Origin of the sequence: Streptomyces sp. HUAS 31 (assembly GCF_028198125.1) — a bacterium.
GTDB lineage: Bacteria > Actinomycetota > Actinomycetes > Streptomycetales > Streptomycetaceae > Streptomyces > Streptomyces chartreusis.
The window spans coordinates 4,449,789-4,464,836 of the sequence record NZ_CP116353.1; the positions used below are offsets into that span (position 1 = coordinate 4,449,789).

Annotated in this window: 15 protein-coding genes; 9 read left to right on the forward strand and 6 right to left on the reverse strand. The window is 72.7% G+C overall.

Going from position 1 to position 15,048, the window contains the following annotated elements:
• Positions 1-5: 5 nt before the first annotated feature.
• Positions 6-926: a sigma-70 family RNA polymerase sigma factor gene (locus PGH47_RS19585; RefSeq protein ID WP_271664516.1), complete on the reverse strand. Its 921-nt coding sequence runs from the start codon at positions 924-926 to the stop codon at positions 6-8.
• 84 nt (positions 927-1,010) lie between these two features.
• Positions 1,011-1,448: an alternative ribosome rescue aminoacyl-tRNA hydrolase ArfB gene (gene arfB, locus PGH47_RS19590; RefSeq protein ID WP_107906088.1), complete on the reverse strand. Its 438-nt coding sequence runs from the start codon at positions 1,446-1,448 to the stop codon at positions 1,011-1,013.
• 169 nt (positions 1,449-1,617) lie between these two features.
• Here arfB and PGH47_RS19595 point away from each other — a divergent pair, with 169 nt between their 5' ends.
• A complete protein-coding gene (locus PGH47_RS19595; protein ID WP_030050335.1) occupies positions 1,618-2,193 on the forward strand; it encodes a TerD family protein in 576 nt (191 codons plus the stop codon).
• 141 nt (positions 2,194-2,334) lie between these two features.
• Positions 2,335-2,883 (forward strand): GNAT family N-acetyltransferase, encoded by a 549-nt coding sequence (locus PGH47_RS19600; protein WP_271664517.1) that lies wholly within the window; start codon positions 2,335-2,337, stop codon positions 2,881-2,883.
• 6 nt (positions 2,884-2,889) lie between these two features.
• On the opposite strand, the gene PGH47_RS19605 is transcribed toward PGH47_RS19600, so the two are convergent.
• A complete protein-coding gene (locus PGH47_RS19605) occupies positions 2,890-4,356 on the reverse strand; it encodes a M1 family metallopeptidase (protein ID WP_443048510.1) in 1,467 nt (488 codons plus the stop codon).
• Between the two features lie 41 nt (positions 4,357-4,397).
• On the opposite strand from PGH47_RS19605, the gene PGH47_RS19610 reads away from it, so the two are divergent.
• A complete protein-coding gene (locus PGH47_RS19610; protein ID WP_271664518.1) occupies positions 4,398-4,898 on the forward strand; it encodes a hypothetical protein in 501 nt (166 codons plus the stop codon).
• Positions 4,899-4,951: 53 nt separating this feature from the next.
• On the opposite strand, the gene PGH47_RS19615 is transcribed toward PGH47_RS19610, so the two are convergent.
• Positions 4,952-5,647: a pentapeptide repeat-containing protein gene (locus PGH47_RS19615; protein ID WP_271664519.1), complete on the reverse strand. Its 696-nt coding sequence runs from the start codon at positions 5,645-5,647 to the stop codon at positions 4,952-4,954.
• 141 nt (positions 5,648-5,788) lie between these two features.
• On the opposite strand from PGH47_RS19615, the gene PGH47_RS19620 reads away from it, so the two are divergent.
• The 3 genes from PGH47_RS19620 to PGH47_RS19630 all read left to right on the forward strand — a co-directional run bounded on the left by PGH47_RS19620 (position 5,789) and on the right by PGH47_RS19630 (position 9,574).
• Complete coding sequence (locus PGH47_RS19620; RefSeq protein ID WP_271664520.1) at positions 5,789-6,949, forward strand: NAD(P)-binding protein; 1,161 nt, start codon at positions 5,789-5,791, stop codon at positions 6,947-6,949.
• 79 nt (positions 6,950-7,028) lie between these two features.
• On the forward strand, positions 7,029-8,009 hold the full coding sequence (locus PGH47_RS19625) for a zinc-binding dehydrogenase (RefSeq protein WP_271664521.1): 981 nt from the start codon (positions 7,029-7,031) through the stop codon (positions 8,007-8,009).
• A 131-nt stretch (positions 8,010-8,140) separates the two neighbouring features.
• On the forward strand, positions 8,141-9,574 hold the full coding sequence (locus tag PGH47_RS19630) for an MFS transporter (protein ID WP_443048615.1): 1,434 nt from the start codon (positions 8,141-8,143) through the stop codon (positions 9,572-9,574).
• A gap of 66 nt (positions 9,575-9,640) precedes the next feature.
• Here PGH47_RS19630 and PGH47_RS19635 read toward each other — a convergent pair whose 3' ends face one another.
• Positions 9,641-11,047, reverse strand: a complete 1,407-nt coding sequence (locus PGH47_RS19635) for an NAD(P)/FAD-dependent oxidoreductase (RefSeq protein ID WP_271664523.1) — start codon at positions 11,045-11,047, stop codon at positions 9,641-9,643.
• Between the two features lie 54 nt (positions 11,048-11,101).
• On the opposite strand from PGH47_RS19635, the gene PGH47_RS19640 reads away from it, so the two are divergent.
• The 3 genes from PGH47_RS19640 to PGH47_RS19650 are packed head-to-tail and all read left to right on the forward strand — an operon-like array spanning position 11,102 to position 13,704.
• Complete coding sequence (locus PGH47_RS19640) at positions 11,102-11,989, forward strand: aminoglycoside phosphotransferase family protein (protein WP_271664524.1); 888 nt, start codon at positions 11,102-11,104, stop codon at positions 11,987-11,989.
• 35 nt (positions 11,990-12,024) lie between these two features.
• Positions 12,025-12,519 carry a GNAT family N-acetyltransferase gene (locus tag PGH47_RS19645; RefSeq protein ID WP_271664525.1) on the forward strand — a complete coding sequence of 165 codons (495 nt, stop codon included), beginning with the start codon at positions 12,025-12,027 and terminating at the stop codon, positions 12,517-12,519.
• A gap of 45 nt (positions 12,520-12,564) precedes the next feature.
• A complete protein-coding gene (locus PGH47_RS19650) occupies positions 12,565-13,704 on the forward strand; it encodes a DUF4037 domain-containing protein (RefSeq protein WP_271664526.1) in 1,140 nt (379 codons plus the stop codon).
• A 27-nt stretch (positions 13,705-13,731) separates the two neighbouring features.
• Here PGH47_RS19650 and PGH47_RS19655 read toward each other — a convergent pair whose 3' ends face one another.
• Positions 13,732-15,015 carry a wax ester/triacylglycerol synthase domain-containing protein gene (locus tag PGH47_RS19655; RefSeq protein WP_271664527.1) on the reverse strand — a complete coding sequence of 428 codons (1,284 nt, stop codon included), beginning with the start codon at positions 15,013-15,015 and terminating at the stop codon, positions 13,732-13,734.
• Positions 15,016-15,048: the final 33 nt, after the last annotated feature.

A 15,048-nucleotide genomic window follows, 5' to 3' on the forward strand; every position in this document is an offset into this window, starting at 1 on the left:
CGGCGCTAGACCGACTCGATGTCCAGCCGGGCCACCCGCTCCGGATCCGTCACGATGTCGATCACGGCGATCCGATCCCGTACGAACGCAAACCGCAGCGCCCGTTCCACCCGCCCGCCGACCAGCACCACGGAGCCGGGCGCGCCGTCGACGAGCGCGTGCCGGGCGACCGGGGCGGGCCGCGCGCCCAGGGCGGCCGACCCGAAGGTCGAGGCGCCCCGCGCCACCGCCGCCGCGCCGGTCGTCACCCCGGCCTCGGAGCGGGCGATGACATCCGGGTCGAGGACGTCGAGCAGCCCCTCGAAGTCGCCCTCGCGCGCGGCGGCGAGGAAGGCGTCGACGACCGCCCGCTGCCGGCGCCGAAGGGCCCGGTCGTGCTCGGGCGCCTCGGCCCCCTGCACCCGGCGCCGGGCCCGGCTGGCGAGTTGCCGCGCGGCGGCCGGCGTACGGTCCACGACGGCCGCGACCTCCTCGTACGGCACGCCGAAGAGGTCGTGCAGCACGAACGCGAGCCGCTCGGCCGGCGTCAGGGTGTCCAGTACGACGAGCAGGGCGACGCCCACCGAGTCCGCGAGGAGCGCGTCCTGCTCGGGATCGATCGGACGCGAGACGGCCGCGGCGGAGCCCTCGACGGAGCCGCCGGGTGGGGCCGCCGCGGTGTCCAGTGGCTCCTCCGCGCGGGACTTGCGGGAGCGGAGCATGTCGAGACAGACCCGGCCGACGACGGTCGTCAGCCAGCCGCCGAGGTTGTCGACCCGGCTGGTGTCGGACCGGCTCATCCGGAACCACGCCTCCTGCACGGCGTCCTCGGCCTCGGCCGTCGAGCCGAGCATGCGGTGCGCCACGGCCCGCAGATGGCCGCGGTGCGCCTCGAAGCGCCGGGCGAGGAAGTCGGTGTCGTCGGTGCCAGTGCCGTCGGCGCTCATCGGTAGCTGCCTCTCGTCGCGTTCCGTCCGTCGTCACTGCGTTGACGGATCGCGCGGCGGGAATGTGACTCCCGGCCCCGGCACCTACCCCCAGTCCCGCCCGGAGCGTCCTCGCTTGGTGTCGGAGCGCTGCTTCTTCTCCCTCAGCCGGCGCTCGTTGATGCCGCGGGGGATGCGGGTCGCCCGGCGCGGCTTGGGCGGCGGGGCGCTCGCCTCGGCGAGCAGCGCGGCGAGGCGTACGGCGGCGGTCTCGCGGTTGCGCCACTGGGAGCGGTGCTCGGAGGCGCGCACGGTCAGGACGCCGTCGACGAGCTTTCCGGCCAGCCGCTCCAGCGCCCGCGCCTTCCACACCTCGGGCAGCGCCTCGGTCTTCGCGAGGTCGAAGCTCAGCTCCACCCTCGAGTCACTGGTGTTGACGTGCTGGCCACCCGGCCCGCTCGACCTGGAGAAACGCCACATGAGCTCGGCCTCGGGCAGCGAGACGGAGCCACGGATGACGTAGGGACCGGACATGCCGTCCATGGTCCCGCGTCTGTCCGGTCCACGTCACGCGAATATCCCCGTGTATCCCCTACGGGTGCTCTTTGGCAAAGAAAGTAAAGACACCTGGAACCTGAGGTACCCCTCTCCGCGTTCATAGGGGTAGCTGTAGCTTCTAGCCGTACCGCAACGAGGGAAGGGACTCCCAACAATGGCTGTAAGCCTGTCCAAGGGTGGCAACGTCTCGCTCACCAAGGAGGCTCCGGGCCTGACCGCCGTCACCGTGGGCCTCGGCTGGGACGTCCGCACCACCACCGGCACGGACTTCGACCTCGACGCCTCGGCGATCGCGGTCAACCCCACGGGCAAGGTCTACTCGGACGCCCACTTCGTCTTCTTCAACAACAAGCAGACGCCGGACAGCACGATCGTCCACACCGGTGACAACCGCACCGGCGAGGGCGCCGGCGACGACGAGGCGATCAACGTCAACCTCGCCGGCCTCCCGGCCGACGTCGACAAGATCGTCTTCCCGGTCTCGATCTACGACGCGGAGAACCGCTCGCAGAACTTCGGCCAGGTCCGCAACGCGTACATCCGCATCGTCAACCAGGCCGGCGGCGCCGAGATCGCCCGCTACGACCTCTCCGAGGACGCGGCCACCGAGACCGCGATGGTCTTCGGCGAGCTGTACCGCAACGGCGCCGAGTGGAAGTTCCGCGCGGTCGGCCAGGGCTACGCCTCGGGCCTGGTCGGCATCGCCCAGGACTTCGGCGTGAACGTCTGAGCACCCCGCACCACCCTGGAACCCCCGGCTCCGGCCGGGGGTTCCGGCGTTGTACGGCGAACCGACGGGGCCAGCCCTGCCAGGCCGGCCGGAACCACCCGTCACGATCCTTCCGCCGCAGCTCTTCGATAAGTTGCCCGAATGATCCTCGACCCCCTCCCCCTCACCGCGGACCACGACATCCCGGCACCGGTGCTCACCGAACTCACCGCCCTCTACGCCTCCAACCGCGAGTTCCACGCGCTCAGCGGCGACTTCCCGGACCCCGACGACGTCCGCCCGGAGCAGGTGGCCACCGCGCTGGCCGACGAGTTGGCGGTCCCCGGGGCGGAGGTGCTGCTGGCCCGCAGCGAGGGCCGTCTGGTCGGCGTCGCCATCACCCTGGCCCAGCACCCGGACCCGGTCGACCCGGACCCGTGGATCGGACTGCTGATGGTGGACGCCACGACCCACGGCAAGGGATACGGCCGGCAACTGGCCACCCTCGTGGAGGACCGTTTCCGCGCGGCGGGCCGCACCGCCGTACGTCTTGCCGTCCTCGACAACAACCCCAAGGCCCTCGCCTTCTGGACGGCCCTCGGCTACGACACCATCGCCTACGGCCGCGACCGCGAACTCGACCGCCCCTGCACGGTCCTTCAGAAGCAGCTCACCGACCCGTCGGGCACCGGCCCCGAAGAGCCCGCGTAGCCGTCGTCACGGGTGCTCGGGGCGGCCGTCGCCGTACAGCCAGTCCTTCCAGATGGTCGTGAAGTCCTCGTCCGGGGCCTTCTTCTCGACGTAGGACGTGAAGTCGGCGGTGTCCGCGTTGCCGTGGCGGTGGGTGGCGGCCCAGCCCTGGACGATGTCGTAGAAGGTGTCGTCGCCGACCTTCTGGCGGATCTTGTGCAGGACCATCGCGCCGCGTTCGTAGACGGGCGAGTCGGAGATGCGGGCGGCGCCGGCGGGCTCGGCGGGCGGGAAGTCCCAGAGGTCCTCGTGCTCGTCCTCGCCGTGTTCGTAGAGGTCGTCGAAGGTCTCCTGGGCGGAGTCGCCGTCGTTGTCCTCCTCCCACAGCCACTCCGCGTAGGTCGCGAAGCCCTCGTTCAGCCACATGTCCCGCCAGCTCTTGGGAGTCACGGAGTTGCCGAACCACTGGTGGACGAGCTCGTGGACGAGGAGTTCGGTGCCGGGGGCGCCCGGGAAGACGGGCCGGTTCTGGGTCTCCAGGGCGTACTCGGCGTCGCCCTCGCCCGCGACGATCGCGCCGGTGGAGGAGAAGGGGTAGGGGCCGAAGTTGTACTCCGCCCACTCCATGATCTCGGGGATCCGCGCCAGCACCTTGCGCGCGGGGCCGGCCTGGTCGGGGGCGACGGCGGTGTACACGGGCAGGTCCTCCTCGGTCGTGGTGACCGTGGAGCGGGCGATGTCGTAGTCGCCGATGGCGAGCGTCGCGACATAGCCGGCCATGGGTTCGGCCGTGCGCCAGCGGAAGGTCGTACGGCCCCCGCGGGTGGTCCGCCCGGCCGGCTCGCCGTTCGACACGGCCTCCAGCCCCTTCGGCACGGTGACCGAGATGTCGTACGACGCCTTGTCGGAGGGGTGGTGGTTGCCGGGGAACCACACCATGGACCCCGCCGGCTCCCCGAGGGCGAGCGCGCCGGTGTCGGTCGGCAGCCAGCCCTCCTTGGACCCGTCGGGGTCGGTGAGGGTCTGCGGGGTTCCGGAGTAGCGGACGGTGACCCGGAACGTCTCGCCCTCCTCCAGGTCGTCGTGCGGCCGGACGACCAGCTCCTGGCCGTTGCGGCTCCAGCGGGCGGCCCTGCCCTGCACCGACACCTTCTCGACGTCCATGCCCTTCAGGTCGAGGTCGAAGGCGGACAGGTCCTTCTCGGCGCGTGCGGTGATCTCGGCGGTGCCGCCGAGGTGGCGGTCCTCGGGGTCGTAGGCGAGGTCGAGGCCGTAGTGGGTGACGTCGTAGCCGTCGTTGCCGGCCTTGGGGAAGTACGGGTCGCGCACGCCGGAACCGCCCGGGGTGCCGTGCACCCCGCCGCACGCCGTGAGGGCGAGGGCGAGCAGGCCGCAGGCGACGGCCCGGGAGGTCCGTGCGGCCGGGAGCGGCCGGGCGGGCGACGGGCGCCGTGCGGTCGGACGGGCCGGGACAACAGGTGCGGAACGGGACACGCCAGTGATCCTATGAGTGCGGGCGTGACACCATCACCTCCGTGCTCGACATCGGCTACGCCCTCTCCAACCGCTTCCCGGATCCCCCGCAGACCGACTACCGCCGCGCGGACGTCCACGCCCTGCGCCACGACCTGTTCTGCGGGGACGTCTATCTGGCCGACACCAAGGCGGACCGGGAGCTGTCCACAGCCTGGGGATGGGTGCCGGTGCTCGACTTCGCCTGGGCCCTGTGCGACATCGCCGAGCAGCTGGACCGCGACCCGGCGGGCTCCCGCGCCTCCCGCCCCCAGCACGCGGAACTCGACTTCACCGAGTCGACCGACCGCATGCTCTTCGAGCGCCGCTTCGGCTGGGTGGACATCGAGGCGGACTGGATGCCCGCCGAGGAGCCCCCGCTGTCCTTCGGCCACACGGAACTGCGCCGCGAGGCCCGCGACTTCCTGCACGACCTGCTCGCCGACCTGATCGACCTGCACGAGGACCTGGGTGAGAACCCGGCGATCTGGACACTCCAGGCCCGCTATCCCCGGGTGACGTGACCCCGCAGTCCGCCGAGCGGCCGGCCCTCCACCCGGGCGCCCGGCTCCGACCGTCAGCCCTCGACCCGGACCCCCAGCTGGGCCGCCAGCACCGGTGCCAGATCCAGTAGTTGGCCGGAACTGATCACGGCCCCGGCGAGCCGGTCCACGCCTCGCGCGATCTCCAGCTCCGCCGCCCCGCGCAGATCCACGTCCGCCAGCGTCGCCCCGGTGAGGTCCACCCCCTTCACCACGCAGTCCACGAACTCCACCCGCTCCAGCCGGGCGCCCCCGAAGTCCGGCTCGACCAGGACGCAGCTCTCGAAGACGACGTCCCTGAGCCTGGCCTTGCGCATGTTCAGGTAGTCGATCTTGCCGCCGCGGATCACGACCCGCTCCAGCACGGAACCGTGCAACTGCACCCCGCCCAGCCGGGCGTCGAGAAGCTCCACATCGCGCAGGGTCGCCTCGGCGAGGTCGGTGCCGACACCCCGCGGCCCGGTGAGGACCGAGTCGAGGATCCGGGCGTGATGCAGCCGCGTCTCGTCCAGGACGCAGCCCTTCAGCGCACAGTCCATGAAGCGGGCCCCGCCGCCGTCGTGCCCGGTGAGGTCCTCCTCGCGGAACTCCAGGCTGTCGTAGTCGCCGTCCGGCTCCAACTCCCCCTCCCGGAACGGCTCCAGCGGGGGCAGCCGCAGCTCCGGCCGTCTCGCCCCCTTCACCGCGCCCCTGCCCGGCCCGCCGCTCTCACCCGTCGCTCTCCTCGCCATGCCCCCCATGCTGCACCCCGCCACTGACAATCCCCCTGAGCTGCGCGGACACCGGTGATGTCACATTCCGGTGGCCCCGCTCCGTCGTAGTCACAGAAGAAGGCAAGGAAGGCGAACCGAGCGCGAGGGAGACCCCCAGCCATGCACTGCATCACCGTCGTCGGCGGCGGCTTCGCCGGACTCACCGCGGCCATCACCGCCGCCGAGGCGGGCGCCAAGGTCACCGTGTACGAGGCCCATCACACCCTCGGCGGGCGGGCGCGGACCGCCGAGGGGCCGTACCGGACGAACGAGGGACCGCACGCGCTGTACAGCGGCGGCCCGCACTGGGCCTGGCTCAAGCAGCGGGACCTCATCGGCCCGCTCGCGCCGATCCCGCCCCTGGAGGCCGCCCGGCTCCGGCTGCGGCACCGCGGCGTCCTGCGCCGCACCCCGCCGTTCGCCATGCTCAAGCTGCTGCGGCCGGCCCTGCCGCAGGCGCCGGTCGACGTCGACTTCCTGACCTGGGCGACCGGCATCGCCGGCGAGGAGGGCGCCCGTGCCGCCGCCCACTACTCCGCCGTCGCGCTGTTCCACCACGACCCCGGCGCCCTGTCCGCCGCGTTCGTGCAGGAGCGGCTGCGCCGGGCCACCAAGCTGCCGCCGGAGGCGCACTATCCGAAGGGCGGCTGGGCCAACCTCATCGACCGGATGGCGGCCCGCGCGTGGAACCTCGGGGTGCGGATGGAGACCCTGTCCCGGATCGACGTCATTCCGACGGACACGCCCGTCGTCGTCGCCACCTCCCTCGACGCCGCCCGCCGCCTCCTCGGCGACGACTCGCTGACCTGGACGAGCGGCCGTACGGCACTGATCGACCTCGCCGTGCGCACCCGGCGCGGGGACGCGTTCGTCGTGTCCGACCTGGACGGGCCCGGGTGGCTGGAGCGGTTCACCGCGCAGGACCGCTCGCTCGCCCCGGCCGGCGAGCAGCTGATCCAGGGTCAGATCCCGATCGCCCCGCACGAGTCCCGGACCGACGGCGTCGCCCGTGCCGAGCAGCTCCTCGACCTCGGCTTCCCCGGCTGGCGCGAGCGCGTCACCTGGCGGCGCGAGGCCCTGGCGAACGGCCGTACCGGCGCCGTCGACCTGCCCGGCACGAGCTGGCGGGACCGTCCGGCCGTCGACCGCGGCGACGGCGTCTACCTGGCGGGCGATCAGGTCGCGGCCCCCGGCGTGCTGTCCGAGGTGTCCTTCAACAGCGCGCTGACGGCCGTGTCCCTGGCCCTCGGCCGGCACGCCCTTGACCTCAAGCGAGCTTGAGGTCGGAGCATCGTCGAGCCGCTCCCACGACGGGAGGCGCGGCCCGACAGAACCGACTTCCGAGCGATGGGGGACCCCGATGCACGCCATCCGTCTGCACACCTTCGGCCCGGCCGAGAACCTCTCCTACGAGGTGACCGACGACCCCGTACCCGGACCCGGCCAGGTCCGGATCGCCGTGGCGGCGGCCGGCGTCCACCTCCTCGACACGGCCCTGCGCGAAGGCATCCAGGGCCCGGCACCCGAGCCGCCCGCGCTGCCCACGATCCCCGGCCGTGAGGTCGCCGGAGTCGTCGAGTCCCTCGGCGAGGGCGTCGCGCGACTCTGGCTCGGCAAGCGGGTCGTCGCCCACCTCGGCTTCGCGCCGGGCGGCTACGCCGAGCTCGCCGTCACCGACGTCGACCGCGTCCACGAGATCCCGGCGAATCTCGACTTCGCGGAGGCGGTCGCCATGATCGGCACGGGCCGTACGGCGATGGGGATCCTCCAGTTCGCCGAGCTCGGCCCGGACGCGGTGGCCGTGATCCCGGCGGCGGCCGGCGGCATCGGCACCCTGCTCGTGCAGTACGCCAGGAACGCGGGCGCGGTCGTCGTGGGCCTGGCCGGCGGGCCGGAGAAGGTCGCCCGGGTACGGGAGAACGGCGCCGGTCTCGCCGTCGACTACACCGACCCGGCATGGCCCGGGAAGGTGCGCGCCTTCCTGGGCGGACGCGGCGCCACCGTCGTCCTCGACGGCGTCGGCGGCGACGTGGCCCGAGAGTGCGTCGCCCTGCTCGCGCCCGGCGGCCGGCACCTCGTCTTCGGCTGGTCGGGCCAGGGCCTGCACGACGGCGAGCCCTACCTCGTCGACGGCGTCTCCGAGAACGTCCTCGGCCCCGCGATGATGCGCAGGGCCGGCGGCCCCAACCCCGTACAGACCCTCGAACTGCGCGCGCTGGCCGAGGCCGCCGCGGGCCGGCTCACCCCGGCCGTGCAGCGCTTCCCGCTCGCCGGGGCGGCGGCCGCCCACCGCGCCCTGGAAACCCGCGCGACCACGGGAAAGGTGGTGCTGGAGCCATGACCGGCGACAACAACTCCCCAGGTACGTCCCCAGATGCGATACGTCCCGAACCATGGTCTTCTGGCCAGGTGACCGTCACCCGAACGGGTGAATCAGCCCGAGACGTGGATCCCCGCCGCTGGTGGGGGCTGGTGATCATCGCGCTCGCGCAGCTCATGGTCGTCCTGGACGCGACCATCGTGAACATCGCGCTCCCCTCCGCACAGGCCGACCTCGGCATGACCGACGGCAACCGCCAGTGGGTGATCACCGCCTACACGCTGGCCTTCGGCGGACTGCTGCTGCTCGGCGGCCGGATAGCCGACCTCGTGGGCCGCAAGCGCACCTTCGTCATCGGCCTGATCGGCTTCGCCGCCGCCTCCGCGCTCGGCGGGGCCGCCACCACGGCCGCCATGCTCTTCGGCGCCCGCGCCCTCCAGGGCGTCTTCGCCGCGGTCCTCGCTCCGTCGGCCCTGTCCCTGCTGACGACGACGTTCACCGACCCCAAGGAGCGCGGCAAGGCGTTCGGCATCTACGGCGCCCTGGCCGGCAGCGGCAGCGCGATCGGGTTCATCGTCGGCGGACTGCTCACCGAGTACCTGGACTGGCGCTGGTGCCTGTACGTCAACGTGCCCATCGCCGTGATCGCCGTCTTCGGCGCCCTCGCCCTGCTGCACGACAGCCCCGTGCAGGCCGGCGCCCGCCTGGACGTGCCCGGCGCGGTGCTCGGCTGCGGCGGCCTGGTCGCCATCGTCTACGGCTTCGCCGAGGCGGAGCCGCGCGGCTGGACCGACCCGCTGGTGCTCGCCCTGTTCGCGGGCGGCGTCGCCCTGCTCGTGACCTTCGTATGGTGGCAGACCAGGGCCCCGATGCCCCTGCTGCCGCTGCACATCATCAAGGAACGCAACCGCGCCGGCTGCTTCCTCACCATGGCGCTCGCCGTGATCGGCATGTTCGGGCTGTTCCTGTTCATGACCTACTACCTCCAGGTCATCCTCGACTACTCGCCGGTGCTGACCGGCCTGGCCTTCCTGCCGCTCACCGCCGCGATCATCATCGGCTCGACCCAGATCGCCGCCCGTCTGCTGAACCATGTGGCACCCCGCGTGCTCATGGGCCCGGGCGCCCTGCTCGCGACCATCGGCATGGTGCTGCTGACCCGGCTGACGGTGCACTCGTCGTACGCGACCGACATCCTGCCCGCGCTGATCCTGATGGGCCTCGGCATGGGCCTGATCTTCATGCCGGTGTTCGCCACGGCGACGGCGGGTGTGGCCCCGCAGGACTCCGGCGTGACCTCGGCGACCGTCAACACCTCGCAGCAAGTGGGCGGCTCGATCGGCACGGCCCTGCTGAACACGATCGCGACCACCAGCAGCGCCGCCTACATCACGGCCCATCTGACCGACCCGGCCCAGCGGAACCTGGTCACCCGGGAGGGCGTGGTGCACGGCTACACGGTCGCCATCTGGTGGGCCGCCGGAATCATGCTGCTCGCCGGCCTGGTGGCGACCCTGATGGTGACGGCGAAGGCCCCCAGGCACGGGGCGCCACACCAGACGCCGGCACCGGAACCGGTGACCTGACCGGGCCCCGCACACGGGGGGAGGGGCGCCTCGGACCGCGGCCCCTCCCCCGTCCTCCCTGTTCCTTCAGTGCCGCCCCGAGATCCGGTCCGCCACCCGTGCCGCGCGGGACGACTCGGCGGTCGGTGTGCTGGACTCCCGCCGGTCCGCCGCCCGGTACGCGGCGTACAGCCCGTGCACGCCCAGCCAGCGCAGCGGCTCCGGCTCCCACTTGCGCACCTTGTGCCCGACCCACGGCAGTTCGGTCAGCTCGGTGCGCACGCCCTGCCCCGAGTCGATCTGCACCAGGTCCCGCAGGGTCCGCGCCGCGAGGTTCGCGGTGGCGACGCCGGAGCCGACGTAACCGCCCGCCCAGCCGAGCCCGCTCGTCCGGTCAAGGGTGACGGTCGCGCACCAGTCGCGCGGCACGCCCAGCACCCCCGACCACGCGTGCTCGACCCGCACCCCGGCCAGCGACGGGAAGAAGCCGACCAGGATCTCCCGCAGCGCCTCGATGGTCTCGGGCTGCGTGCGCCCGTCGTTGTCCGTCCGCGACCCGAAGCGGTACGGCACCCCGCGCCCGCCCAGCGCGATCCGCCCGTCGGCCGTGCGCTGCGCGTACATGTAGGCGTGCGCCATGTCCCCGAGCGTCTCGCGCCCGTCCCAGCCCACCGACTCCCACTGCTCGTCGGTCAGCGGCTCGGTGGCGATCATCGAGGAGTTCATCGGCAGCCAGGTCCGGTGCTGGCCCTTGAGGTTCGCCGTGAACCCCTCGGTGCAGCGCAGGACGTAGGGCGCGCGGACGGTGCCGTACGGGGTGACGGCGTGCTTGGGCCGGATCTCGGTGACCGGCGTCAGTTCGTGGATGGTCACGCCGAGCGCCTCGACGGCCGCCGCGAGCCCCTTCACCAGCTTCACCGGGTGCACCCGCGCCCCGTGCGGCGTCCACGTCGAGCCGACCGCGTCGGCCACCTTGATCCGCTCGGCGGTCCGCCGGGCGTCGTACAGCTCACGGTCCTTCTCGCCGAACGCCAGCTCCTGCTCGTGGAACTCCTTCAGCCGCGCCAACTGCGCGGGCGTACGGGCGACTTCGAGCACACCGCCCTTGTGGATCCCGGCGTCGAAACCCTCCGCCTCCGCGACCCGGATGACCTCGTCCACGGTGTCGTTCATGGCCCGCTGGAGCCGTACGGCCGCCTCGTGACCGTGCAGCTTGGCGTACCGGTCGCGCCCCGCGATGCCGTTGTACAGCCAGCCGCCGTTGCGCCCCGAGGCCCCGTACCCGCAGAACTTCTGTTCAAGGACGGTGATCCTCAGGAAGGGAACCGCCTGCTTCAGGTAGTAGGCCGTCCACAGTCCCGTGTATCCACCGCCCACGATCACCACGTCCGCGGAGGCGTCCCCGCCGAGCGGCTCGCGCGCCGCAGGGAGGCCGTCGTCGGCGTACCAGAAGGAGATCCCGCCGTTCACGGCGTCACTGACCGAGCTGCTCATGGCGAGGACGTTAATTCGCGTGAGCCGATTCCGGCACCCCAGTAGGGTCGCAAAGTGATCGACATTCCGGACGAGCTCATCGCCCAGCACGTGCGCTACGACGGCAAGGCGGGCCGCGCCTACGTCGCCTCACTCGCGGCACGCGCCACGCGCTTCCTGGAGCACTGGGAGCTGCGCCCGGACGGGCCGACGATGTACGGCCGCTGCGCACTGGTCGTGCCGGTGCTGCGGGCCGACGGAACACGGGCCGTGCTCAAGCTCCAGGACGTCGACGAGGAGACCGCCGGCGAGCCGGTCGCGCTGCGGGCGTGGCACGGCGACGGAGCGGTCCGGCTCCTGGACTGCGACGACGCCACCGGCACCCTGCTCCTGGAACGCCTGGACGCGGACCGTCTCCTGGACGACCTCCCGGACGCCCGGGAGGCCACCCTGGTCGTCGCCCGCCTGCTGGCCCGCCTCACCACCGCCCAGGCCCCGCCGGACCTGCGCCGCCTGGGCGACCTCGCCGAATCCATGCTGGACCGCACGCCCGCGGCCCTGGAGGAGACGCCCGACCCCGCCACCCGCCGCGTCCTCGCCGACTGCGCGGCAGCGGTGCGCGAGGTCGCGGACGCTCCCGGCGACCGCCTCCTGCACTGGGACCTGCACTTCGAGAACGTCCTCGCCGCCGACCGCGCCCCCTGGCTCGCCATCGACCCCAAGCCCCTGGCGGGCGACCCCGGTTTCGATCTCTTCCCGGCCCTGTGGAACCGCTTCGACGCCGACGAGGTCCTCTGGCGCTTCGACGCCATGACGGAGGTCCTCGGCCTGGACCGCGCCCGGGCCCGCGCCTGGACACTGGGCCGCGTGCTCCAGAACTCCCTGTGGCAGATCGAGGAGGGCGAGGCACCCCTCGACGCACACCTGGAAATCGCCCGCCGCCTGCGGAAGCACCCCTGCTAGGCCACGATCCGCCGGACAGGCCATAGCCTCGCTTCATGATCCGACCCGCCACACCCGCCGACATCCCCGCCCTGCACGCCCTGATCCGGGAACTCGCCGAGTACGAGAAGGCACTGGAGGAGGCGAAGGCCACCGAGGAGCAACTCCACGAGGCCCTCTTCGGTGACCGCCCCGCCGCCTACGCCCACATCGCCGCCGATGACGCGACCGGCGAGACCGTCGGCTGCGCCGTCTGGTTCCTGAACTTCTCCACCTGGCGCGGAGTCCACGGCATCTACCTGGAGGACCTCTACGTCCGCCCCACCGCCCGCGGCGCCGGCCACGGCAAGGCCCTCCTCACCGAACTGGCCCGCATCTGCGTGGAACGCGGCTACCAGCGCCTGGAGTGGTCCGTCCTGAACTGGAACACCCCGTCCATCGCCTTCTACGACTCCCTCGGCGCCCGCCCCCAGGACGAGTGGACGGTGTACCGCCTGACGGACGAGGCCCTGACGAAGCTCGGCTCCGACCCCCGGCCCACGTCGGTGTGAACGTTGTGCGCATGACCGCCCACCGATTGGGCACGGCTCCCTGGCATGAGCCCCACGAATATGCGTCGCCCCTCCAACTCCCCCACGTCCGAGGCCGAGTTCGTCCCCGGTCTCGAACTCTCCCGCCGCTTCTACACCGACGCGGTGCGGCCGCTGCTGGAGGAGGCCGCTCCCGGCGTCCCCCACTCGGCCGCCCGGATCGGCAGCGGCTCCGAGGTGCTCGGCCACGACACGCCGCGCTCGGCCGACCATGAATGGGGCCCACGCCTCCAGGTGTTCCTGCACCGCCACGACGTGCCCCGGCACGCCGCCCGGATCAGACACCTGCTGGCCGAGCACCTCCCGAAGACGTTCCTCGGCCACCCCACGAACTTCGCGCTCACCGGGGCGGCCGACCGGGACATCCGCGTCATGCGCGCCACCGACGGCCCCGTCCACCACCGCGTCGAAGTCACCGGCGCCGCCATCTGGTTCAACGACACCCTCGGCTTCGACCCGGCCCAGGGCCTCACGACGGCCGACTGGCTGGCCACCCCCACCCAGCTGCTCGCCGAGGTCACCGCGGGCGCCGTGTTCCACGACGGGCTGCACACCCTCACCCCGTTACGCCGCGCGCTGCGCTGGTACCCCCACGACGTCTGGCTGTACGTCCTGGCCTGCCAGTGGCAGCGCATCGCGCAGGAGGAGGCGTTCGTGGGCCGCGCCGGCGAGGTCGGCGACGAGCTGGGTTCCGCCGTCACCGCAGCCCGCCTGGCCCGCGACCTGATGCGACTGTGCCTGCTGATGGACCGCCGCTATCCGCCGTACGGCAAATGGCTCGGAAGTGCCTTCGCCCGCACCGCCGCCGGGCCCCGGCTGTCCCCCGTCCTGACGGCCGCGCTCGCCGCGACGGACTGGCACACCCGGGAACGCCATCTCGCGCACGCGTACGAGATCGTCGCCCACCAGCACAACGACCTGCACCTGACCGACCGCGTAGCACCCACCACCCGCCCGTACCACTCCCGCCCCTTCGAGGTTCTGCGCGCCGACCGCTTCACCGCCGCCCTGCTCGCCCGCGTGGGCGACCCGGTGCTGAAGGACATGCCGCCCGTCGGCGCGGTGGACCAGTTCGTCGACAGCACCGACGCCCTGACCCGCCCCCGGCTGGCCCGCACCCTGAGCCACGACGCCCGAAAGCCGTGACCGGAACCAGGGACTCAGACAAGGGACTCAGGACATACGAAGGCCCTCGACCGCCCGCGCGGCAGGCGCCCCGCCCTCCGCGACCGCCTCCAGCTCCCGGACCACCCCGGCCCCGATCACCTCGGCGTCACCCGTGCGCAGATGGCTGACGACGGTGAGGGTGTAGGCGTCGGCGGTGTGCACGAGGCAGAGGTTCGCCGTACCCGGCGGCGACAACTGCGGCAGCGGGACGACACGCGCGAGGGGCCGTCCGTCCAAGTGGCTCGGGTTGTCGCGCCACTTGAAAGCCGTGCACAGGCTCGTGGTCAGCTCGGGACGCGCCAGACGCCTGGCCATCACCCCGGCCAGCCACGGCACGGTACGCGCGGCGCCCTGGAGCGCGGGCAGGATCGCGCGATGCGCCTCGCAGCGGCGCTCGAACTCGGCGACCTGGTCCTGACAGGCCCGCAGCCGGGCCACCGGCGAGTCGAGATCGACGGGCAGCGCGATACGCAGCGCGGTCACGCCGTTGCCGAGCCGCTGTGCGTCATACCGGCTCCGCAGGTCGACCGGCACCGTGGCGTAGAGCGGCGTCGGTCCCTTCGGCCAGGACCGCAGGGGCCCGTGGCAGGCGCGCAGGGCTCCGGCGTACGTGCTCAGCAGAAGTTCGTTCAGCGTCGCCCCGCGTCCACCGGCCGGCTGACGCCGGGCCGCGCGCATCACCTGCGGGTCGATCCGCACGACGGCCACCGACGGCCCGGGTCCCCCGCCGGACGACGGCGGGACGGGCTGGCCGGGAACCCCGATGCGCCGCAGCTCCCTGCCGACGGTGGCGAGCCCCACCGACGGCCGCTGCCGCGTCCCCTCGGCCGGTGCCGGCGGCCTCGGCGGCGCGGCATCGTCCATCAGCAGCCGGAAGAGGGTCTCGAGCGACCTGCCGTCGAGCAGCGCGTGATGCGCGAGCAGCACCACGGCCTGTTCGCCCGCCGCGGTCGGGTGCCGTGTCACCAGCAGCCTCCACGGCGGCCGCCCGGCCGGCAGCGTGCGCGCGACACCGTCGGCGAACAGGGAGTCCACGTCCTGATCGGTGACGGCGACGTGATCGACGGGATCGAACGGCCGGGCGGACGACCACCGGTGGCCGTACACCGCCGACGGCCCGGCGGGAGGCACCGGGACCAGACTCATCCGCTCCAGGGCGCCCCAACGTTCCTGGACCCTGGTCCGCACCCGCGCCGGATCGAACGGTTCTCCGGGAAACACCGCGGCGATGCCGATGGTCCCCGGCATCCCGTTGCGCAGATGGCCTTCCTCGATGGCCGTCAGCCTCATCTTCCACAGCCTCCCGTTCCCGATTCGCCCCTG